This is a genomic window from Sphingomonas asaccharolytica NBRC 15499, assembly GCF_001598355.1.
Classification (GTDB): Bacteria; Pseudomonadota; Alphaproteobacteria; order Sphingomonadales; family Sphingomonadaceae; genus Sphingomonas; species Sphingomonas asaccharolytica.
This window is the reverse complement of sequence record NZ_BCYU01000023.1, coordinates 36,124-56,899: the sequence shown is the minus strand read 5'-3', so window position 1 is coordinate 56,899 and position 20,776 is coordinate 36,124. Positions and strand designations below refer to the sequence as shown.

28 protein-coding genes and 1 pseudogene are annotated in these 20,776 nt (G+C 62.6%); 20 read left to right on the top strand and 9 right to left on the bottom strand.

The window, feature by feature from the left end; translation table 11 throughout:
* Both SAS01S_RS08650 and SAS01S_RS08645 read right to left on the bottom strand, forming a co-directional pair.
* Positions 1-481, bottom strand: a pseudogene (locus SAS01S_RS08650) (hypothetical protein); the annotation flags it as partial.
* Positions 482-548: 67 nt separating this feature from the next.
* Positions 549-1,778: a S8 family serine peptidase gene (locus tag SAS01S_RS08645; protein WP_157082735.1), complete on the bottom strand. Its 1,230-nt coding sequence runs from the start codon at positions 1,776-1,778 to the stop codon at positions 549-551.
* A gap of 105 nt (positions 1,779-1,883) precedes the next feature.
* Between SAS01S_RS08645 and SAS01S_RS08640 the strand changes: the two genes are divergently transcribed.
* Together SAS01S_RS08640 and SAS01S_RS08635 are read left to right on the top strand one after the other, a co-directional pair.
* The gene (locus SAS01S_RS08640) at positions 1,884-2,348 is read left to right on the top strand and encodes an RNA polymerase sigma factor (RefSeq protein WP_066807193.1); all 465 of its coding nucleotides are present in this window, start codon (positions 1,884-1,886) and stop codon (positions 2,346-2,348) included.
* Positions 2,345-3,025, top strand: a complete 681-nt coding sequence (locus SAS01S_RS08635; RefSeq protein WP_066807179.1) for an anti-sigma factor family protein — start codon at positions 2,345-2,347, stop codon at positions 3,023-3,025. Before SAS01S_RS08640 ends, SAS01S_RS08635 begins: the two co-directional genes overlap by 4 nt.
* Before the next feature lie 30 nt (positions 3,026-3,055).
* On the opposite strand, the gene SAS01S_RS08630 is transcribed toward SAS01S_RS08635, so the two are convergent.
* From SAS01S_RS08630 to SAS01S_RS08615, 3 genes are all read right to left on the bottom strand, one after another.
* On the bottom strand, positions 3,056-3,349 hold the full coding sequence (locus SAS01S_RS08630; RefSeq protein ID WP_157082734.1) for an ACT-like domain-containing protein: 294 nt from the start codon (positions 3,347-3,349) through the stop codon (positions 3,056-3,058).
* Positions 3,350-3,801: 452 nt separating this feature from the next.
* The gene (locus SAS01S_RS08620) at positions 3,802-5,001 is read right to left on the bottom strand and encodes a tyrosine-type recombinase/integrase (RefSeq protein ID WP_066807173.1); all 1,200 of its coding nucleotides are present in this window, start codon (positions 4,999-5,001) and stop codon (positions 3,802-3,804) included.
* Positions 4,982-6,046, bottom strand: coding sequence for a hypothetical protein (locus SAS01S_RS08615; protein WP_066807171.1), 1,065 nt, complete (start codon positions 6,044-6,046; stop codon positions 4,982-4,984). Before SAS01S_RS08615 ends, SAS01S_RS08620 begins: the two co-directional genes overlap by 20 nt.
* Before the next feature lie 152 nt (positions 6,047-6,198).
* Here SAS01S_RS08615 and SAS01S_RS08610 point away from each other — a divergent pair, with 152 nt between their 5' ends.
* The 10 genes from SAS01S_RS08610 to SAS01S_RS08560 all read left to right on the top strand — a co-directional run bounded on the left by SAS01S_RS08610 (position 6,199) and on the right by SAS01S_RS08560 (position 13,678).
* Entirely contained in the window at positions 6,199-6,387 is a 189-nt protein-coding gene (locus SAS01S_RS08610) for a helix-turn-helix domain-containing protein (RefSeq protein WP_066807170.1), read from the top strand.
* A 256-nt stretch (positions 6,388-6,643) separates the two neighbouring features.
* A complete protein-coding gene (locus SAS01S_RS22165) occupies positions 6,644-7,264 on the top strand; it encodes a DUF1376 domain-containing protein (protein WP_169804922.1) in 621 nt (206 codons plus the stop codon).
* Complete coding sequence (locus tag SAS01S_RS08600) at positions 7,261-8,727, top strand: DEAD/DEAH box helicase (RefSeq protein WP_066807166.1); 1,467 nt, start codon at positions 7,261-7,263, stop codon at positions 8,725-8,727. Before SAS01S_RS22165 ends, SAS01S_RS08600 begins: the two co-directional genes overlap by 4 nt.
* Positions 8,724-9,680, top strand: a complete 957-nt coding sequence (locus tag SAS01S_RS08595; RefSeq protein ID WP_084238680.1) for a DUF7146 domain-containing protein — start codon at positions 8,724-8,726, stop codon at positions 9,678-9,680. Before SAS01S_RS08600 ends, SAS01S_RS08595 begins: the two co-directional genes overlap by 4 nt.
* Positions 9,681-9,682: 2 nt before the next feature.
* A complete protein-coding gene (locus SAS01S_RS08590; protein WP_066807163.1) occupies positions 9,683-10,048 on the top strand; it encodes a hypothetical protein in 366 nt (121 codons plus the stop codon).
* Positions 10,048-10,692 (top strand): hypothetical protein, encoded by a 645-nt coding sequence (locus SAS01S_RS22480; RefSeq protein ID WP_169804921.1) that lies wholly within the window; start codon positions 10,048-10,050, stop codon positions 10,690-10,692. The genes SAS01S_RS08590 and SAS01S_RS22480 overlap by 1 nt, the downstream gene beginning before the upstream one ends.
* A gap of 127 nt (positions 10,693-10,819) precedes the next feature.
* Positions 10,820-11,143 carry a hypothetical protein gene (locus SAS01S_RS08575; protein ID WP_066807160.1) on the top strand — a complete coding sequence of 108 codons (324 nt, stop codon included), beginning with the start codon at positions 10,820-10,822 and terminating at the stop codon, positions 11,141-11,143.
* Positions 11,144-11,152: 9 nt separating this feature from the next.
* Entirely contained in the window at positions 11,153-11,632 is a 480-nt protein-coding gene (locus tag SAS01S_RS08570) for a hypothetical protein (protein ID WP_157082732.1), read from the top strand.
* Positions 11,629-12,198, top strand: a complete 570-nt coding sequence (locus SAS01S_RS08565; protein ID WP_066807156.1) for a terminase small subunit — start codon at positions 11,629-11,631, stop codon at positions 12,196-12,198. Before SAS01S_RS08570 ends, SAS01S_RS08565 begins: the two co-directional genes overlap by 4 nt.
* Positions 12,179-13,678 (top strand): terminase, encoded by a 1,500-nt coding sequence (locus tag SAS01S_RS08560; RefSeq protein WP_066807155.1) that lies wholly within the window; start codon positions 12,179-12,181, stop codon positions 13,676-13,678. The genes SAS01S_RS08565 and SAS01S_RS08560 overlap by 20 nt, the downstream gene beginning before the upstream one ends.
* Positions 13,679-13,733: 55 nt before the next feature.
* Here SAS01S_RS08560 and SAS01S_RS08555 read toward each other — a convergent pair whose 3' ends face one another.
* Both SAS01S_RS08555 and SAS01S_RS08550 read right to left on the bottom strand, forming a co-directional pair.
* Positions 13,734-13,979, bottom strand: a complete 246-nt coding sequence (locus SAS01S_RS08555) for a hypothetical protein (RefSeq protein ID WP_066807154.1) — start codon at positions 13,977-13,979, stop codon at positions 13,734-13,736.
* Entirely contained in the window at positions 13,972-14,256 is a 285-nt protein-coding gene (locus SAS01S_RS08550; RefSeq protein WP_066807152.1) for a hypothetical protein, read from the bottom strand. The genes SAS01S_RS08555 and SAS01S_RS08550 overlap by 8 nt, the downstream gene beginning before the upstream one ends.
* A gap of 193 nt (positions 14,257-14,449) precedes the next feature.
* Between SAS01S_RS08550 and SAS01S_RS22160 the strand changes: the two genes are divergently transcribed.
* The 8 genes from SAS01S_RS22160 to SAS01S_RS08515 are packed head-to-tail and all read left to right on the top strand — an operon-like array spanning position 14,450 to position 19,549.
* Positions 14,450-14,647: a hypothetical protein gene (locus SAS01S_RS22160; RefSeq protein ID WP_084238678.1), complete on the top strand. Its 198-nt coding sequence runs from the start codon at positions 14,450-14,452 to the stop codon at positions 14,645-14,647.
* On the top strand, positions 14,647-16,287 hold the full coding sequence (locus tag SAS01S_RS08545) for a portal protein (protein WP_369405724.1): 1,641 nt from the start codon (positions 14,647-14,649) through the stop codon (positions 16,285-16,287). The genes SAS01S_RS22160 and SAS01S_RS08545 overlap by 1 nt, the downstream gene beginning before the upstream one ends.
* A complete protein-coding gene (locus SAS01S_RS08540; RefSeq protein ID WP_066807148.1) occupies positions 16,287-16,709 on the top strand; it encodes a hypothetical protein in 423 nt (140 codons plus the stop codon). Before SAS01S_RS08545 ends, SAS01S_RS08540 begins: the two co-directional genes overlap by 1 nt.
* Complete coding sequence (locus tag SAS01S_RS22770) at positions 16,706-17,062, top strand: hypothetical protein (protein WP_066807146.1); 357 nt, start codon at positions 16,706-16,708, stop codon at positions 17,060-17,062. Before SAS01S_RS08540 ends, SAS01S_RS22770 begins: the two co-directional genes overlap by 4 nt.
* Positions 16,998-17,684, top strand: coding sequence for a hypothetical protein (locus SAS01S_RS08530; RefSeq protein WP_157082731.1), 687 nt, complete (start codon positions 16,998-17,000; stop codon positions 17,682-17,684). The genes SAS01S_RS22770 and SAS01S_RS08530 overlap by 65 nt, the downstream gene beginning before the upstream one ends.
* Positions 17,685-17,700: 16 nt before the next feature.
* Entirely contained in the window at positions 17,701-18,726 is a 1,026-nt protein-coding gene (locus SAS01S_RS08525; protein ID WP_066807142.1) for a major capsid protein, read from the top strand.
* A 23-nt stretch (positions 18,727-18,749) separates the two neighbouring features.
* Entirely contained in the window at positions 18,750-19,169 is a 420-nt protein-coding gene (locus SAS01S_RS08520) for a Bbp16 family capsid cement protein (RefSeq protein ID WP_066807141.1), read from the top strand.
* Positions 19,170-19,183: 14 nt separating this feature from the next.
* A complete protein-coding gene (locus SAS01S_RS08515; RefSeq protein ID WP_066807140.1) occupies positions 19,184-19,549 on the top strand; it encodes a hypothetical protein in 366 nt (121 codons plus the stop codon).
* An 84-nt stretch (positions 19,550-19,633) separates the two neighbouring features.
* On the opposite strand, the gene SAS01S_RS22475 is transcribed toward SAS01S_RS08515, so the two are convergent.
* Together SAS01S_RS22475 and SAS01S_RS08510 are read right to left on the bottom strand one after the other, a co-directional pair.
* Positions 19,634-19,795, bottom strand: a complete 162-nt coding sequence (locus SAS01S_RS22475) for a hypothetical protein (RefSeq protein ID WP_157082730.1) — start codon at positions 19,793-19,795, stop codon at positions 19,634-19,636.
* Positions 19,796-20,011: 216 nt separating this feature from the next.
* A complete protein-coding gene (locus tag SAS01S_RS08510) occupies positions 20,012-20,587 on the bottom strand; it encodes a hypothetical protein (protein ID WP_066807139.1) in 576 nt (191 codons plus the stop codon).
* Positions 20,588-20,776: the final 189 nt, after the last annotated feature.

The following is a 20,776-nucleotide window of genomic DNA, read 5'->3' as shown; positions in this document are numbered from 1 at the left end:
CCGCCGCGCCGGTGGCGTTGCGCGCCCGATCCGCCGCGTTGCGGGTCGCCTCCGTCGCGCGCGCGGCGGTCCCGCGAACAGCATCCGTGCCGACCAGCTGTGCGTCGACGCCTGTGCCGGCGCTGCCCGCTGCGGATCCGCTGCCGGTCAGTGCGTTGTCGCCGATCAGGCTGCTGTTAGTCGCGGTGGTATCGCTCGAGCTCGAACTGGATGCGCTGACCTTTCCCTTGCGGGTATCGACGCTCTTGTGGGTCCTGCTCGAACTGCGCGTCGTGGTCGCGGTGTCGGTATCGACCGGCATGCGATCGATCATACCGCCCAGCGAGCCATTGCCCGAACCGCCGAGCGATCCGGTGGCCCCGCCGAGCGTGCCGCCGAGGGTGCCGCCAAGACCGCCGCCGCCGCCAAGCAGCTGCGCCGATGCCGGGGTCGCGGCGACCGCGATCGCGAGCGTTGCCGCACCAAACAGGATCTTCATCATGATCGTTCTCCTTGTTTCTGCCCGGAGAACGGAGCCCGATGCGGTTTTAATCCTGCGGCCCGGAAAATTATTTCGCGGGCGTCCGACACACGTCGCAGACCAGGCCGCGGCCATAAGTTTTGTCGGGTCCGCGCGGTCCCAGGTCGCGCGCGAGGGCGTCTACGCGTTTGAGCGCGGCACCAATGGCGATGGGTGATGGCGACGGATAGAAGCGAGCGATCGTTGCCGCGACCAGGGGCGCGGCGAAAGACGTTCCCCGCACCCGAAAGACCCGACCGGCAATCCCCGCCGCCAACATGTCCGCACCGGGCGCCGCATAATCGAGATGGCTCGCGCGCCCGGCCTCGATCAGCACGCGGTTGCGTCCGTCGACCCCGGTCACGGCGATCACGCCCGGATAGGAGGCGGGAAAGCCAGGTGGCGCGGCGGGCCCATTGTTGCCGACGGCCGCCACGATCACGAGCCCGCGCGCCTGTGCCGCCGCCACGACCTTTGCCAGCAGGGGATTGGCCGGGCCGACCAGGCTGACCGTCACCACCGACACGCGCTGCTGAACCATCCAGCCCAGCGCCTTTGCGATCGCGGTTGCATTGCCGCCCGCGGGATCGCTGCCATAGACGTCCGCCGAGGCGATGCGCGCGCCAGGTAAGCCGCCTCGGACACTACCCGAACCGCCGATCAACGATGCGACCGCGGTTCCATGGTCATTGTCGCGCGGAGCGCCGGCGGCGAATCCGGTGGAGACGGCCGCCCCGGCAACGCCGCCATCGATGACGCCTATCAGCGTGCCGTCGCCGCCGGCAACCGGAGCGGGACGACCGTCGGTGGCTCCACTTGGCGTGTGGAGCTGATCCGCGCTCACCTCGCCGCCAAGGCTGCGTATCTCTCTTATCGCCGACGAGAGAGATTGTCCGCCGGGAACCGCAAGGCGAGCGAAACTCACGCCCAGCACGTCGCCACGCTCGATCACCCGATATCCCTTGGCGATGGCCGCGGCGATCACCGCGTCCGTCGGATCGTCGACGACGACTTCCCCGGCGCGCGCCGGAAAACCGTCCGGGTCGAGCGCGACACGGCCGGGATTGTCGCGGACCAATTGCGCGATCGCGGCGCGGCGGGCCTGATCGAGCATGCGCGCCGCGTCCGCGGGCGCGCGGAGCACGTCGTCGGCCAAACCCCGCGCGGCCGGCAGGCTCGGCACCTCGAGCGGGAGGCTGGGCAGCCTGGGCACGAGCTGCGCGCCCGCCGTCGTCGTGCCGGCGAGCGCGATCAAGGCAATGGCCATGTGACGGAGCACGCAAATCCTTTCGCCTGGCAAAAATCATTCTGCGTGGATTAAACGGGCGACGCCATCCGTTTCATCCAGACGAAGGGAATTGGCTTGGCCGCTTTCGAAAACGAGATGCTCGCCTTGCTGCCGCGCTTGCGGCGGTTCGCGCGTGCGCTCGCCCGCGACGCGGCGGACGCTGACGATCTGTGTCAAATGACGGTCGAGAAGGCGTTGCTCGCGCGCGGATCGTGGCAGCCTGGAACAAGATTGGACAGCTGGATGTACCGCATCATGCGCAATGCCTGGATCGATACCGGCCGTGCTCGCGGCAGGGCGTCGGAAACCTTTGTTGATGCCGAGGCCGGGTCAGGAATGGGCAGTGACGGCGGTGCCGAAGCGCGTGTTGCCCTGGGCGAGGTCGAAGCGGCGATGCGGCGATTGCCGGATGAACAGCGCGAGGCGGTCGCGCTCGTGCTGGTCGAAGGCCTTGCCTACAAGGAAGCGGCCGAGGTGCTCGACATCCCGATAGGGACGCTCACCTCGCGGCTGGTGCGCGGTCGTCAGGCGCTGATGCTCGATCTCGGAGAAGCGGCATGACGATCGAGCCCGAAATGCTCATGGCCTATGCCGATGGCGAGCTTGATCCGCTCAACGCCAAGCGGGTCGAGCGCGCGATCGCCGACGATCCGGCGCTTGCCCAACAGGTCGAACGGCATCGGGCGCTGCGCAAGCGGATCTCGGACAGCTTTGCGCCGATCGCCGACGAGCCGATTCCCGACCAGCTTTCCGCTCTCTTGAAAAACAATGTCGTCGACTTGCCGGCGCCCAGGAGGCGCCCGATCCTGACGCGGTGGCGCGAGGCGGCCGCATTGGCGGCGTGCCTGGTGCTTGGGCTGGTGGTCGGCTTGAAGGTGCCGCATGGTCCCGTTTCCTCGGGAGCAGGCGGGCTGTACGCTTCGGGATCGCTCGCCGCGGCTCTTAATGATCAGGTCGGTGGCGCCGACGGGGCCGTGAAGGTGGCGGTCAGCTTCCGCGATAAACAGGGTTCCTATTGCCGGGTGTTCAGTTCGAGCGCTACGGACGGCATTGCCTGTCGCGACGCCTCGGGCTGGGCGCTGCGCCGCACCCAGCAGGGATCGACGACACAGCGTAGCGATTATGCGCAGGCGGGATCGCCCGATCCCGACCTTATGGCCGCGGCGCAGGACATGATGGCCGGGGAGCCGCTCGACGCCAAGGCGGAAGAAGCGGCGCGCAGCGCGGGCTGGCGCTAAGGAGCACCCACGCTTGGGGACGGCGACGCATCAGTCGCGCCGCAATTCGACGAGTCGCGCGCCGCGCACCGTCGGAATACCCGCTACCTTGTTGAGCAAAATTTCCGCGCGTGCATCCGCCAGCCGGCCGAGGTCGATCGAGAGTTTGAGGCTGGCCCGGTGCCGGGTGAGCGCGATGCCGTACGGAATTTCGTCGAATTGCGCGACCAGGCCGAGCAGGCGCGGCAGCAGATTGGGGCAGATGTCGCCGCTGACATGCAGCCGGACGAGGTTTGGACGAGTAGTTTTGGGCGCACGTTGGGCGCGAGTTTGACCATGAGGCACGCTGAACAACTTTCACGAAATTTGGCAGGAACGGCGGAGCGCTCGATCGCGCCCGGCCGACGACGCGCCGGATCAGCCGATCCGGCTGATGCTAATTCGCGCCTGGGTATCCCGCATTCGTGCGCGCGCAAGGACCGGGCGAAGCCGCCCGGCCGCTACGTCGAGAATCGCGCGCATGGTCATGCCGATCGTTTAGAGTCGCATTTTGGCTTTGGCTAGCCGAACGTCCGCAGACGGATGCCCTCGCACGGGAACAGCGCCACGCGACTCCGCGAGCGCGGACGGCTGCGATGACGGCCTGCTTATCTGAAGATTGCTGGATGCCCCGTGAGGATTCGAACCTCAATTGACGGAGTCAGAGAACGTGCATGAAGCACGGTTTTCTGCGGGTTTCCGGGCTCGTGTCGCGTCCTTGTTGCACACACGCGCAAGCGAGATGCAACAAGGGGCGCTTAGGCAATGGCCTTAGGGGCGCTTTTCGGTTCTGTCATCACTGCCGCTTCGAGTTCGCCCATGACCGCCGCGTCATCATCCAGCGCGGCAAACAAGTGGCCGTAAGTGTCGAATGTGATCTGGATCGAGCTATGGCCCATCCACGTCTGAACGCGCTTCGCGTCAACCCGGCGCTCGATCCACAACGAGGCACAGGCGTGCCGTAGATCGTGCAGACCGTAGAGGCCCTCCATGAGGGGCGCGCCGTCCTTGTCCACCGCAGGCGCGCCGTTTTTGATGCTCGGTCGGCATAGCCCCGCCGCGATCTGTAATGGCTCCTGGAAGCCAATAACGAGGTTGGCGTGAAAGATCGGCGTCCCCTTCTGGCTGGGGAACACCAGCCTATCGGGGGAGGGCGGACACGCCAGCTTCCAGACGCGCAGCGCCGCAACGACCATCGGTGGGATCGGGATCGTGCGGAAGCCCGACTGCGACTTGGGCGGGCCGATGACGTTCTGGAAGTCGGCGCGACGATCGACGGTTATCTGGGCCCGCTGTAAATCGACGTTCGGCCACGGGAGCGCCCTCAATTCGGAAGCGCGCAACCCTGCGAACACGAATACCAGCGCCATCGGCAGGTCCATTGGTCGCCCGCCCTTGGCGGCGCCGATCAGCAGTCGGATATGCTCTTTCGACGGCGGGACGATCTTGGCCTTATCGCGACCGCTAACCTTGACCGTTACGTCCTCGGCGACGTTCTTGGACACGTAGCCCAGACGCTTCGCTTCTTTGATGATCGAATAGAGCGAGCCAAGCACGCGCTTGGCCATTGGTCGCGATCGGCCGCCGTCCAGTAGGTCATCGCGGAACTTCTCGACCATCGGCTGGGTGAGCTGGCTTAACTTTCGGGCACCCAGGAACGGGTTGATATGGAGTTTAACGTGCTGGCCGTAGGCGTCCAACGTCGACTGCTCCAATTGCTCCCGAGCGCCTCTGGCGAGCCAGTTTTCACCGGCCTTCGCGATCGTGATACTCTGGCTGTCGGCCGTGTGCGTGCCTGTTGCCACTTCATGCTTGGCAGTTGTGGCCCAAGCTTCCGCATCCTTCTTACGATCAAATTGCTTGGCGCGGCGCTTGCCCTGCGGGTCGCGATAATCGACCAGCCATGCCGTGCGGGCCTCGCCGCGCGGCGTCGTCCATTCACGCTTCCTGATCGACATCCGATCCTCCGGGAACTTCGGCAGCAATACGCAGAGCGGCTTGCCCGAATGGTGAGAGTTCGAAACTGAACGCCGACAGATCGTCGGTCGTCTCGAAGGCTTCAAAGACACCAAAATCTATTAGCTCGTGCATCCCCTCGCGCTTGGCGTCGGTGTCAATTAGGAAGTGAACGACACCGTTGCGAACGAACGTGCTGCTATATTCATCGATCATCGCCCGCGCCGTGGGGGATAGGCGGGGCATCATTTCACGCGCCCTTGCTTCTAGCGCCGCAGACGAAGTGGGCGGGTTCGTGGAGTAATCCGCCCTGTCGGCATCGCGAAAGGCTTGGGCAATTTCCGCACGCTTCTCGTCAGTAAGGTTCGCCCGAAATTCGCGCAGCTTATCGTCCAGACCCTCGATGCTGCGGCGCAGTTCATCCTCTTCGGCCAGAAGATCATCGCGCAATTCTGCGACGCTGGCGAATTTCAATTGGAAGGCGATCAGGTGGACTGCGTACTGCGTCAGCGACCCGCCATAAATGAACAGGGTTCGCTTGCGCTTGCTCAATACCGACCCTGCAACCGAAAGGTGCTTTGAGGCGTCGGCAGCCGGAACCGGGCGGATCGCTTCGTAGTCGTCGTACTCGCTAACACCATGCGCGGTGAGTTCAGCGAGAGCCTCTAGGTCAATCATCCAGAGCCAATCGGTGCCCTCGGTAAATTCGTCGGCTCCATAGCCTTCGGACGCTGCCTCTACTCTCTCCGCTTGGGTGAAAGTGCTGAGATAGACGGTCGAGCGCAGCGCAGACCAGTTGTGCTTCACGAGTGACGCGGCACGCTTTTGATCCATACCTGCCTGCATCAACTCAACCGCAATGGCGAGCTGCATCAGGTCACAAAAGGAGTAGGACGCCGCCTTACCCTTGCCCGGTCGCTCTCCGGTAGGAAGTCCGTTCTTAAGCAGGAACTTAAGCCTTCCCATGAAAGCAATCCGCTTGTCGATCGCGATGCCGTTTAAGGCAGACAACACTGCGTCGACCTGGCTGAAATTGAACTCAGTCATAGTCCCTTCCTAGCCGCCGCGCGCGCGGCGTTCTCAAATCGTTCCACGCGTGGGGCTTGCGCCCAACGGCACATTCTGGCAGAAGAACGGTTGCCGCTTTCTCAAGCCGCCTTTGGAAGCACAGAACGGTAATAGACGGAATAGGATGCAACATGCAAGAGCTTTCTGACGACCTGCTGGAAGGCGCCCAGGGCGCTGCTGCCTTCCTCAAGCTGCGCGGTGGACCGCGTGCGGTTTATCGGATGACCGAGGCGGGCCATTTGCCTGTCATCCGGAAGGGGCGCCGCCTCTTCTATCGCAAGTCTGACCTGACCAAGGCTTTTAGCGCCGAGGCAGCGTAATGGGTGCAGTCGGACACCTGCGGCCGAACGGCCAAGAGGTAGAGGAAGCGTGGAACGCGTTTCGCCTGCTTGTGCGGCAGGGGTTGGCCGAGCCTCGCTTGTTCTGGGACTGCGCCTGGATCAACCAGTATGCAGTCGCGGAAAGCCGCTTCCACGACCTGTTCGTTCGTTGGCAGCCACGCACTGAGGCCTGCTGAGCGAGATGGCGCGAGGCGGGCAATCTTTGGGCAGGCGCAAAGCAGCGGCGCGGGAACCGATGGTCCCTGCCGACTGCGATCTGCGCGATCTCCCCGGCGTGCTTCTCGATCGCACGTTGTCGACCAGTACGCTGGCGGCGGTGGCTTCGGCTGAGGAGTTTCGCGGCGCAATCCTGCTTTATCTCGCTGCGTACGAAGAAGTCCCTGCGGGATCGCTGCCGGATGATCCGCGCGTCCTGGCATTCAAGGCCCGGATACCGAACGAGCGCTGGTCCGCTTCGGCCGAGACCGTGCTGCGCGGCTGGGAGCTTTGCGCCGATGGCCGGTACTACCACCCTGTCACGGCCGAAAAGGTACTGGGTGCCTGGATCGGTCGCCTTACCAGTCGAGCCCGCAGCGCGTTAGGTAACGCGGCCCGCTGGGGCCGAGAAATTGATGCCGCCGATATTCAACGGCAATTAGAAGAGGCCGCCGCTGCGCTGGCCCGATTGGCCCCGGACTCGCCGATTCTGGCGAAGCTCAAAACTTCCCGCAGCGATCCCGCAAGGAATGCTCGGGCGATCCCACAAGGAAACCCAGACGGACTCCCCGCTGGATCGCAAGCTAAAGGTGAAGGTCTAGATAAGGGTCCTAGCCATAACAGCGCTCATGTTATTGAGTTAGGGAGTGCGCGCGGATGATGCGCGACCCCCGCGAGCATCAAACCAAAGCGGTGGCGCTGCTGCGCGACGGGTATCGTCGCGGCAAGCGCCGGCTGATACTCGAACTCGCCACTGGCGCGGGCAAGACTTTCATTGCCGCGATCATGATCGAAGCGGCGCGATTGAAAGGCATCCGCTGCCTGTTCATCGTCGATGCGATCAGCCTGATCGATCAGACGGTGGAAGCCCTCTACAGGGAGGGATTGACCGGGATCGGGGTGATCCAGGCCGATCATCCGATGACAGACTGGTCGAAGCCTATTCAGGTGGCATCGGTGCAAACGCTTCGACGGCGCGGCATGCCTGCCGGCATTGGGCTGGTCATTGTCGATGAAGCGCACTGCCAAGACGCATGGCTGACCGGGATCATGCAGAGCGGCGAATGGGCTGACACTCCCTTCATCGGGCTGTCGGCGACGCCGTGGGCGAAAGGTCTGGGCCTGACCTATGAGGAAAAGGTCACGCCCATCACAATGCGTGAGCTGATCGACCTGAAATTGCTTTCGCCGTTCCGGGTGTTCGCCTCTGCGCATCCCGATTTGTCGGGCGTCAAAATCGACCGCGGCGATTACCACGAAGGCCAGCTCGCGGACGTGATGAGCGACGCCAAGCTGATCGCGGACATTGTCCGAACATGGAAATCCCTGGGCGATAACCGCCCGACCGTCGCGTTCTGCGTCGATCGCGCGCACGCCAAAAAGGTCAAGACCCGCTTTATCGAGGCCGGGATACCGTGGGGTTACATCGACGCCTACACGGACCGAACGGAGCGCAAGCTTATCCGCGATCAACTCGATCGTGGTGAGATCAAGGGCGTTGCCAACGTCGGATGCCTGACGAAGGGCGTCGACTGGGCGCTAGGCTGCATCATTCTGGCGAGGCCGACGAAGTCGGAAATGCTGTTCGTCCAGATGGTGGGGCGCGGCCTGCGGGTGAACGATGGCATCCCCGACTGCGTCATCCTCGATCACGCAGACAACACCCTGCGCATGGGGTTCCCAACCGACATCCGGCACGAAGAGCTATGCAAGGCCGAGAAGGGCGAGCGGGCAAAGCGCGTCAACGAGGCGCCGCTGCCCAAGGAGTGCTCGGCCTGTTCCTACCTGAAACCGGCCAAGGTCCATCAATGTCCGGCATGCGGGTTCAAGCCTGAAAAGCAATCCGACGTCGAAGAAGCTGATGGCTTCCTGGTCGAGATCACCAAAACCAAAAAGCGCGCGACACTGGAAGAGAAGCAGGATTGGCACGCGATGCTGCGGTCGATCCAACGGGGCCGCAACTACGCCGCCGGCTGGGTAGCCAACACCTACCGCAAGCGGTTCGGCGTCTGGCCCAGGGGCATCGACGAGTCCGCCAGCAAGCCGCCTTCTCAGGAAGTGCTCAACTTCGTGCGCGGCCACACCATTCGATACGTCAAAGGCAGGGAGAAACAGGCGGCATGAAGCCTGAACTATCATCACAGACCCAAAACCGCTGGCGCTCGATCCTCCCAATGTACGGAATCGGCGACGGCTTCCTTACTGGCAAGCACGGGCCATGCCCGATCTGTGAGGGTAAGGACCGCTTCCGGTTTGACGACAAGGAAGGCCGGGGCACGTTCATATGCAGCGGTAACTGCGGCGCCGGTGACGGGGTCAAGCTCGTCATGCTCAAGACGGGCCGGTCGTTCGCTGAGGTTGCGGCTGACATTCGGCAGCGACTTGGCGAGACGTCCGCAGACGAGCCACGCGTTGCTCCCGACCGCGATCGGCAGCAACGGAATGCGGGCGCACTATGGGCGCAGGCCTCCCCGGTGTTCCGGGATGATGCGGGCACGTACCTGGCGCTACGTGGATTGAGCGGCGAATATCCCACAGCGCTGCGCTTTCATCCGGCTGCGCATGTTGTTGGCCACCCGACCCGCCGATCATTGCCGGCACTGCTCGCGTTGGTGACTGATAGTCAGGGCAATCACATCAACGTTCATCGGACCTTTCTCGAGAACGGTCGGAAGTCGGCGATTGAAGAACCGCGCAAGATGATGCCGGGAACGCTCCCGGACGACGCCGCGATTAGGCTTGGGAAGCACGATGGGCGGCTGGGCGTTGCGGAAGGGCTCGAAACCGCGCTGGCAGTGAAACAGCGGTTCGGGATCATGTGCTGGTCGCTGATCGATGCCGGCAAGCTCAAGAAATTCGCCATCCCGGATGGTGTCCGCGAACTGCATGTTTTCGGCGACAACGACGCCAATTTCGTTGGGCAAGCTGCTGCATTCGAGTTGGCGCGGCGCGCGAAGATGACGCCCGGCGGGCCAGAGGTGGTCGGTGTCCACATTCCCCCAGTCGTCGGCACCGACTGGGCTGATGCCCAACCCGACGAACTGACCCAATCCCTCGCGCCCCTGAAAGGAAATTGATCATGAGCGATGATCTATTCAGTTACTCGGCCGCGTCCGGCCCCGCCGCCGAAGCCGCTGGTATCGGGATCAAGCAAGCTGTCGACCATGCCGATCGAGTAGATCCCGGTTGGAGTGACCGGGCATTCGAAATGCTCGAAGGCTATGCGCTGACGCACTTCGAATTCATGACCGAGGAAGTTCGGGTCTGGGCGACTGAGGCAGGTTTGCCCCCGCCACCTGATGGCCGGGCTTGGGGCGCCGTTACGCTGCGGGCCGCGAAGGCCAAACTGATCGTTGTGTCGCGTTATCAGAATACCCGCGTGCCGCCCGCGCACGCAGCGCCGCGCGCCGTGTGGCGCAGCCAGATTTATCAGGAGGCAGCATAATGAGGCACCTTGCACCCGAACATCACGAACAGCGTCTGGCGCTCTATCGCCAAGGCGCGTCCGACCCCGAGATTGCGCGCCACGCTGGCGTTCATCGTGTGGCGATCCGTCTTTGGCGCGTGACGCACAATCTGCCGACCAACCGCCCCGATGCCGTCCATCTCAAAGCTGATGTTCGGCAAGAGCGAGCCCGCCAAGTCTTGGCCGCCGTGCCGACGCGAGAGATCGCGGCATCGCAAGGAGTTTCAGCCGAAGCGATATCCAGGTGGTGGCGGAAACGGGGGATTAAGCGCCCGCCGCGCCCGAAGAAGGCGCGACCAGCGGCCAAGGCGTTTCCTCCCATGCGTCGTCACCCGACGATGATCCGAATCCGAGAGGCGATCGGCTGGGGGCTCGCGCCCGACATTGTCGATGAAGTCGTTAGCGAAATGACGCTCGCGATTATCGAAGGAAAGCTGCGCGAGGACCGGATTGAAGCGGAGGTATCGCGCTACGTCAAAGCCGCCTTCGGCATGTTCGCCAGTCGTTACGGTCCCAGGTCGATTGATGAAGTGATCGGCAATGACGGGTTTCGCCTTGTCGACCTGATCCCGGATCAGAGCGCGAACGCTTGGCTAGAAGAAATGGGGGCGGTCTTCGGATGAGGCTCGCCACCACTGGTAGGAACAATTGATCTGAGCGGCGTCGGTCTGAACAAATGGCCGGCGCCGCCAATGAGCGGGGCGCACAATGGAACCTAGATTTAACACGCCGAAGCCGGTCCCGGCATACATGATGGACCTTCAAGCGGACCACAGGGCTGGTCCGCTGGAATCGCGACGGATTATTCTGGAAGCGATCTCGCGCGCGGCCGAGCGTGACGATATCTGTCCGAGCAGTGAGATACTGGCCGAACTGACCGGCCACGCGTCGTTGTCGACATTGGTCTATCACGTCCGCCAGCTTGAGGCCTTCGGGAAGATTAGCGTCATCCGCTATCAGCGGAGTCGCGTCGTCAGGGTTTCTGCGACAGGAAAGAGCACGGCGCGCTCTACCGAGACGCTTCCCCATTGGCGCGCACGTGGTTCGATTCACCGTGCCGCGCTTGCCGGGTAGGGGGCGTCAATGACTACGATTGCCACGGACGGAAAGAGCATGGCCGGCGATGGCCTATGTCTCGATCATACGGATACGATCGTCGACAAGGAGCGCCGCAAGGTGTTTCGGTTGAAGGATGGGCGTATCGTTGGTGGGGCGGGCAACAGCTTCGATGTGCGTGCGTGGATCGATTGGCTGGAAAATGACAAGGGCGGCGACTGCCCGATCTCGTCGGACCGCTTCGTCGGCCTGATCCTCAACCCAGACGGAACGGTGGACTGGGTTGACCACAAGGGGCGCGAGATCCGCACGCCGGCTCCATGCGCCTGCGGGACGGGTCAAGACTATGCCTACGGCGCGATGGCCACTGGTGCACCGCCAGCCAGGGCCGTGGCGGCTGCCTGCGAGCGTGACCCATACAGCGGCGGCGCCATCGTCGTTGAATATTGTGACGGCCGGGAAGGGGACGGCGGCGTCCTGTCTCTCGTGGGGCAGGTTGCCGCATGACGCCCAAGCAACAGCGCTTCGTCCAGGAATACCTCATCGACCTGAATGCCACCCGCGCATACCGAGCGGCTGGCTATTCGGGCAACGACAACGTGTGCGGTGTTGAAGGGCATAAGCTCCTAAACAACCCTAAGGTCGCCGCAGCGATTGGCGCTGCTCAGCAACGGCGGTCCGAGCGCACCGAAATCACCGCTGATCGCGTGCTGCAAGAGCTGGCCAAGATTGGCTTCGCGGACATGCGCCGTCTGCTGAAATGGACGGGCAATGATCCCCAGATGGACGAGAGCAAGAGCGAGGAAACAGGCGACGTCCAGATCAGCGTCGCTAACCTCGTCACGCTGTTCGACAGCGGGCAACTTGACGACGATACCGCCGCCGCGATTTCCGAGATCAGCCAGACGAAAGACGGCGCGCTCAAGGTGAAGCTGCACGACAAGCAAGCCGCGCTGGTCGCGATCGGCCGTCACCTGGGCATGTTCAAGGATCAATTGGACGTCAACGTAAGGGGATCGCTTGCCGAGCGTGTGGCAGCGGCAGAAAGCCGGTATGGATCAGGCCGAGATTGAGGCTCAAGAGCTTCTGGTGAAGCGCCTGCAAGGGTTCAAATATGACCCTCGCGGCTATGCCGAATATATCTTCCCTTGGGGATCGCCCATCCTGCCGGCGCCTGGGCTGCGGGAGTGGCAGGGCGAATGTCTCGACTACATTGGATCGCGCCTGCGAAACCCAGCGACGCGGTATCATCCGATCCGGCTCGCGGTCGCATCTGGCCACGGCGTCGGGAAGTCCGCAGAAATATCCATCATCGCCAAGTGGGCTATGGACTGCTTCGCTGATGCCCGCGTCGTCATCACCGCGAACACCGAAAGCCAGTTGCTTACCAAGACCGGCCCCGAGCTGGCGAAGTGGTGCGGGATGGCGCTTACGGCCGAGATGACCAAGTGTAATGCGACGTCCATCGTTTCCACTGCGCCGGGCCATGAGAAGAATTGGCGCGCCGATCTGGTGACGTGGAGCGCGAACAATCTCGAAGCGTTCGCCGGCCTGCACAATCAGGGCCGGATCATCGTCGTGATCTATGACGAAGCCAGCGGCATCGACGATCGTGTGTGGGAAGTGACGTTGGGCGCCCTGACCGACGAAGACACGATCATCATCTGGCTGGCGTTCGGGAACCCGACGAAGAACACGGGCAAGTTTCGCGAGTGCTTCGGGCGCTATCGCAATCTGTGGGCCGTGATGCAGCTCGACAGCCGCGAAGTGGAGGGCACAAACAAGGCTTATCTGGATGAGATCATCCGCACCTATGGCGAAGACAGCGATATCGCCAAGGTCCGGGTCAGGGGGCAGTTCCCTGCGGCGTCGTCGATGCAGTTCATCGCGTCCGATGTGGCGACGGCGGCACAGAAACGGGCTGCGACGCACTTGCCGAGCGATCCTGTGATCTTCGGGGTCGACTGTGCCCGGTTCGGCGACGATCATTCGACCTTGGCCATCCGCTGCGGGAAGGATGCTCGGTCGCGACCGTGGAAGCGGTGGCAGGGACAAGACACGATGTTGGTCGCGGGTGATATCGCCACCCAGGCGAACCTATGGCATCCGGACGCGATCTTCGTTGACGTAGGCGCGATGGGCGCCGGTGTCGTCGATCGGCTTCGCCAGCTTGGCTTCACCAACGTGATTGAAGTGAATTTCGGCGGGAAGGGCAGAGAGGCGGAATGGGCTGCCGGCGTACGCATCGCGACCGCGAACAAGTCGGCTGAGATATGGTCATCAATGCGGGCCTGGCTCAACACCGGCGCGATCCCTGACGAGCAACAGGTGTTCGATGATCTGACCGGCCGAGAGTACGGGTACAACGCTGAGCAGCAAATCCAGCTTGAGCGCAAAGAGCATATGAAGGCGCGCGGTCTCCCGTCGCCGGACGATGCTGACGCGCTGGCCTGCACCTTTGCGGAGCCCGTGCAGCCGCGCGCTGTGCCGGCGTATCTCAACCCTGCGAGCTATGTGAAGTCGAAGGGGTTTGATCGATACGAGGGGTTGTAACGCTGACTTCCGGCGCCAAAGCTCTCACGCCCTTGAGACACGGGCTTGCGGGTTATTACGCCCTCTTCCGCTTGGGCTTCGCCTTCCGACGAACATGGGCGTAAACCTTGCGGCTAGACACCTTGCCCGTCGAATAGGTGGATGGATAGCGCACCGTGCCCGACGTTACTGCCTTGTACAGCCCTGTCAGCGGCGCAAGGAAGGTGCGCGCACCCTCTGCTAATTCACGCTTAATGTAGTTGCCGTCAATCACGAAGCTGCCTTCGTGGCCGCGGGGCGCCTGCTTATCGCTATCAACCATCACGAACCTCGCGCCAAGAGCTCTTGCCGAATTTGATGAGTTCGGTGAGCAGAAACAGAAACCCGATTAGCACGTCGAATGCAAATAGGCCTCGCTCGGTCACCTCCGAAGCGGCCGGAAACCACGTTGGAGCGAACGGTGCCATACCGATCAGCTTAATGAATCCAGCAAGGAGCAGTTCCACCACCAAGATACCGCCCAACATAATGGCTCCGATGACGATGTGAACCACTAAGTCCCAAACCGGACGCAAGCTCTCCGGCACTTTGATTTGCATCACGACCCCCGTCTCACGGCGTCGTGTCCATCTTGATCGCGCCTGTCAATCCGGCCCTTGCTCGGAAATTGGTCCGAACTGGTTGAGTTGCCGTGGAGGCACCAAATCCCCCAGCGGCTCATGCACCGGCGAGCCTTCGATTCAACGCTCGCGAACTAGCCAATAACTGGGCTGCGGAACTGGAGCAGCCCGCATGTGCATTAGCACGCCCAAAACCCCCGACGTCCCTACAATCCCGGAGCGTCAGCCGACCAAGCTGCCCGACAACGGCGCGACTGCTGGTGTCGTCGACCAGAACGCGCGTCGCCGTCGCGGGCTTTACGCGTCGGTCTTCACCAATCCCCAGGGCTTAGGTGCTCCCTCCACCACGTCGACGAGCGTCCTCGGCTAATGGCCGAGAGCGTCCGCGCCTGCTGCTCCCGTCGCCTCGTGGAAATGAAGGCCTCGCGCATGCCGTTCGAGGCAGAGTGGAAGGACATCGCGAAATACGCAGCGCCGTCGCGCTCGCGGTTCCTCAATGGCGATAGCAAGCGCATTCGCTCGCCAAAGATGCTCGATGAGCACGGTATCTACGCATTCCGTACGTTGACCGGCGGAATGACGAGCGGGCTGTCGTCGCCGTCGCGCCCCTGGTTCACGCTCGCAACCTCCGAAGACCTGATGGAGGATTACGAGGTCAAAGCGTACCTCTCGGACGTGGAACGCGAGATGTACGCGTTCCTGGCGCGGACGAACTTCTACGCCGCCGCAAAGACCGGCTACACTGAGCTAGGCCTGTTCGGCACAGAAGCGTGCTTCATGGAGGAGCATGCTGAGCGCGGGGCCGTTTGCCACGCCCTCACCGCCGGCACGTACTGGGTCGCAACCTCCAATGCCTTGACTGTGGACACGCTCTATCGGCGCTCGCCGATGACGGTGAAGCAGGCGGTCGACAAGTTCGGAAACGCCGTCTCGCCGACCGTCCGCGCGGCGTACGACAGCTCGAAATACGATCAGATGGTCCCGGTATTCCACGCTCTGGAGCCGCGCACCGAATACGACGACAGCAAGATGGACTCGCGCAACATGCCGTGGCGGTCCGTCTACTGGGAGGAAGGCAGCGACCACGATGCCGTCCTGCGAGAGAGTGGCTATCGTGAACAGCCGTTCTGGGCGCCGCGCTGGGACACAATCGACAACGACCCGTGGGGCTATTCGCCCGGCATGGACGCGCTCCCGTCGCTGCGTGAGCTGCAAGCCCAAAACCGGCGCCGCAACGAGGCGATCGACCAGCTAGTCAAGCCCGAGAAGGTCGTTGACGCCAAGGTTCAGTTGACCGGCATGCCGGGCAGCATCGTGTCGGTGCCGGCGATCACTGAGCGCATGGCGATGGTTCCGTACCCCATGCCGTATCAAGCGGTCGCTGCGATCGAAACCCAGATCCAGAACAGCCGCGGTCAAGTCGATCGCGCCGCTTATGCCGATCTGTTCATGGCCATCACGAACATGCAGGGCATCCAGCCCCGCACCGTCGAAGAGATCGCCAGCCGCAACGAAGAGAAGCTGACCCAGCTCGGTCCCGTGATCGAGCGGGTGAATACCGAAAAGCTGGAAGTCGGCATCGACCGGACGTTCGGGATCATGCAGCGCAACGGCCTGTTGCCGCCCGCGCCCGACAAGCTCCACGGCGTCAATCTGCGCATCGATTTCGTGTCGATCCTGACCCAGATGCAGCGGATGGTTGGGCTCGGTCAGATCGAACGCACTGTGGCGTTCGTGGGTAACCTGGCGGCCCGCTTCCCTGAGGCGGCCGATAACCTCGATATCGACGAAACGGTCAACGAGTATGCCGATCGCGCGGGCATGCCCAAGAAGCTGATCCGCTCGGGCGATGCGGTGAAAGCTATCCGTGCTCAGCGGGCGCAACAGCAACAGGCGCAACAGATGGCGGCCGCCGCCCCGGCGATGCAACAGGGCGCTGACGCGGCTCGGTTACTCTCGGAAGCCGACGCGCACGGCACGTCGCTGCTCGATCGTGTGATGCCAGCCTGATGCCTCGCCAAGATTACACGGCGTGGTTCAACACCAGCCTGTCCCCAGAGGACGAGAAGAAATTCGAGGCGTGGGCGAAAGCGAATGGACGGACCGCCGACGTCGCCGACTACGATCTTAGGGGCGCGTGGAAGGATAATGCCAAGGAGGCCGAGAACGGCCACCTTCCCGACACGTACAAGAAGCCGAACCATCCGACCTTCTCGGACGAGAGCAAATACAGCAACCCCACGAACGGCGTCGGCGGCAAGTGGGAGCAGGATGCGAAGGGCAAGTGGGCCTACTACCCCAGCGACGCAAACCTCAAGAACATGAGCGCTGATGAGCTTCGCGCCTATTTCGCGAAGGAGGAGCCTGACGCATCCCTCGTGATGCCCCTCAATCAAAACCAAGCATGGTTCGCGCGGAAGCCGGTGAAATGACCGACCAGACCGACGCCGACATGAAGCAACTGATGGAGCTGCCGTCCTTTCGGCGCTTCTTATTTCGTTCGATTCAAACCGCCGGGCTTCTGTCGCACACAGCGTACGGGACCAATGGGTCAGATGGGCGTGATCTCGCTTTCAACGAGGGACGCAGGAGCCTGGGGTTCGAACTTCTACGCGAGGCGGAGGCGGCTTTGTCCGAACCGCTGCGGCACCCTCTCAACATCATGACTTTGGTGAGCGTGCTTCGCGAAGAAGCCCAGACTTCTGACCAGGAGAGAGCAAGTGGCAGGCGATACGACCGATACGGGGACAGTGACGGAAACGACGACGAGCAGCGCGCCGGCTGATGAAGCGGCTGTCGATACGTCGACCAAAGCCACTGACACGACCGCGGCAGATGACGAGGGCACTGTTCTCGGCGGCGAAGGCAAGCCTGAGAGCGAAGCAGCCACGACCACGGTCACGACCCCCGAAAAGTACGAGCTGACTGCGCCGGAAGGCGCGACGCTCGATCCGGAATCGATCGAGCTGGCGACGCCCATCTTCCAGAAACTCGGCCTGTCAAATGAGCAGGCGCAGGAGCTGATGCCTGTTGCGGCGGACTTTGCCAATCGCGCGGGGGCGGCGGCGATTGCCGCTCACCAGATCGACCAGGCCAAGTCATTTTCGGCTCTGACGCGCGAATGGGCCGAGAACGCGAAGGGCGATGCCGAGATCGGCGGCGCGAAATGGGATCAGACCGTGCAGTTGTCGGGCAAGGCGCTCGACCTGCTTGGTTTTCCCAAGGGCTCCGAGTTCCGCAAGGCGCTGAACGAAAGCGGCTTCGGCAATCATCCTGAATTCATCCGCGCTTTTCGTCGCATCGGCGAGCGCGTGAGCGAGGACACCTTTGAACGTGGGGGTGGCGATATCGCCAAGCCCAAGAGCGACCGGGAGCTTTTCTACCCGGATTACACACCAAAAAGCTGAGTGAGGGAGCGCTAAAATGGCGGTAGTTGGAGGCACGGTTAACACGCTGGTGGACATCGCCAAGCGCATGGACCCCGATGGCAAGATCGCGCGCATCGCGGAATTGCTGAACCAGGAAAACGAAGTCCTGGACGACATCGTCTGGAAGGAAGGCAACCTGCCGACCGGCGATCGGACGACCGTCCGCACGGGCCTCCCCGGCGTCGCATTCCGCGCGCTGAACGAAGGTGTGCCGCGCTCCAAGAGCACGACCAGCCAGTTCGACGAAGCGGCTGCCATGCTGGAGGGCTTCTCGGAAGTCGATCGGCAGGAAGCGATCCTGTCCGGCGATATCGCCGCGTTCCGCCTTTCTGAACAGGCGTCGTTCTTCGAAGCGATGAACCAGACGTTCACGTCGTACCTGTTCTACGGCAACTCGTCGGCCAACCCGAAGGCGTTCAACGGCTTTGCCCCGCGCTTCAACGCTATCGCGGGCAACACCACCACCGCCAATCAGATCATCGATGCCGGCGGCACCGGTACCGACAACCTGTCGGTCTGGCTCGTCGTCTGGGACGAGAACAAGGTCCGCGGTCTTTATCCGAAGGGGTCGAAGGCTGGCCTATTCCACGAGGATGCATCGGACACCACCGTCGCGTCGGACGGCTTCCCGCGCGGCACCGTGCTCTACGATCCGAACGGCAATCCCTACATGGGCTACCGCGACCACTATCAGTGGAACTGCGGCCTCTCTATCAAGGATTACCGCTACGTCGTCCGCATCGCGAATATCAGCCGTGCGGCGCTCAAGGCGGACATGTCGACCGGCGCCGATCTGCAAGACTTGCTGATCCAGGCGGCTGAGCGCGTCCAGAACCTCAACGGTCGCGCGGCCTTCTACGCACCGCGTTCCATCTCGACGATGCTGCGGCGCCAATTGGTCAAGGGCAAGAACGGCTTCCTCTCCTGGGAGGAAATCGGCGGGCGCAAGGTCATGGCCTTCGATGGCACACCGCTTCGTCGTGTCGACGCGCTGAACGTCAACGAGGCCCGCGTGGTCTGATCCGGGCAAGGGAGAATAGGACGATGTATACCGACGCACAGACCCGGTTCAGCGATGGTCAGGCCATCACGACGGGCACCCAGCTTTCGACCAATGCGTACGATGCTAGCTCGGCGCGCGATATCTCGCGAGGCAAGGAGCTTCGCGTCAAGGTGAGCGTCACCACGGCGTTCGTCGGCGGCACCAGCCTCCAGGCGAACATCGTGGAGAGCGCCAACAGCGACCTATCCAGCGCGACCGTCATCTCGACGGGTAACGTTGTTCCGGTCGCCAACCTTGGAGCAGGAGCCACGATTCGCGACACGCACATCCCTCAGACCAGCAAGCGCTATGTGGGGATCCAGTACGTGTCGGTCGGCACGTTCTCGGCCGGCGCGGTGTTCGCCGGCATCGTGCTCGATACCGACAGCAACACCTATTTTACGGCCAACACCGGCCTGTAACGGAGTGACGCGAGATGACTGACAAGATTATCGACGCGCTGGTGACGGGCGATCGGCCGTTGTTCAACGGGGGCGTCCTTCATTCGCCGGGCGAAGCGACCAAGCTCAACCTGACCGCGCTCGGCGTGAAGTCGATCGACGATCCGAACATGCCGGGCGTCGACCACTTCCCCACTGGCGGGGAGGCCATCGTGCCGATCGAGGTCGGCGCGGTCGCGCCGCACGCACCGAACCCGACTGCACCGCAGGGCATTCCGCCTGGCACGCAGCAGAGCGGTACGGGCCGTCTGCTCGCACCAGCGGCGGAAGCGGATAGCGCACTTTCTGTCGAGATCGAGGCGGAAGGGAGTGTCGACCCCTCCGCCAAGCCGAAGAAGTGAAATCGGTGAGTTATGCGAAGACACAGCGCGCAAGCATCAGTTTAGCTTGATGCTTGCGCGCTGCCTTTTAGGTCTAATCGACTTTTAGGGCTTCTGGTTCTGCGAGAGGACCGACGCCGCGATCTTACGCGTTTCAGCTGCGGTAATCTTCTCGCCGCGTAGAGCGCGCCCCGCAATTGATGAGGGGGTCTTGCCGCTGTCGCGTGAGACCGGCGGCTTTCCGCCGCCGGAAACCTTCTTTGCCATGAGAATGGCTCCTATTTTGACATGTTAACACGATAACGTTATCGAAGGAGCCGTGAGACGGCGCGAAGCGCCGCCCCACGGCCGGGTTTGTCAAGGTAACAAGAGAAGGGCGACGTAGCGCCAAGCGCCACCCGCCGACACTCTAACTGCCATGCCAAATCCTAAATCTCCGGGGGTCTGAACCGCCCCCGGTCGGTTGCCCTCGCAGGCATAGGTTCAACTGGTCCTGAGGTTTTCTAGCCAAACGGACTGGTCATCGGATGAAGGGGCTGCAACCCCTCCGGCGTCTGGGGCGGCATCTGCCGCCCCATTCTCGTTAAGCGCGTCAAATGCGCTTCGTTCTCCTAGGCCGAATTTCGCGCGTGCCATCTCCGTCACGCGATAGAGCCCTTCGTCATTTGCCTCGATAAAGCCTTGGGCAGCATAACCATCGAGAATTCGACGTACTTGCGCCGCCGTGGTCTCACGATTTTCTAGGCGCTTAATGATGGGCACATAGCGGACTGGATCGACCCATTCGGCTTCACCCAAGATCACGTGCTCCAAGACGCGCCGCCATCGCTGCGAGATAGCTCCGCGCTGGCGTCCACCCGCAGGTTTGACATCCCCGCCGCCATAGGATTGAGGCCTAACCGCAGCCCGTACTGGCCCGACGATGGCCCGTGGAACGGGCCCGAAAAGATGAAGCATCTTCTCCATGCCGGCCAACTCTGCCTTGTCCAGTTCGAGTGCTCGCTCCCGCGCCGCGATATCGGCGCGTTTCGCTGCGATGATGTCTTGGGCGTTGGTCATGGTAGGCACCTATAGCGGCATACGGATAGAAGCGCGAGTCATTTAAACGTTTAGCTCGTCTCAACCGTTGACGGTGCGGTCAAGGCGCTATCCGTATGGCCACCAGAGGCACAGATGGCCACATGCACATATCATTATATCGGCTGTTGGGCCGAGCTCGTGGCCCGATCTGCCAAGATTGTGCGACCA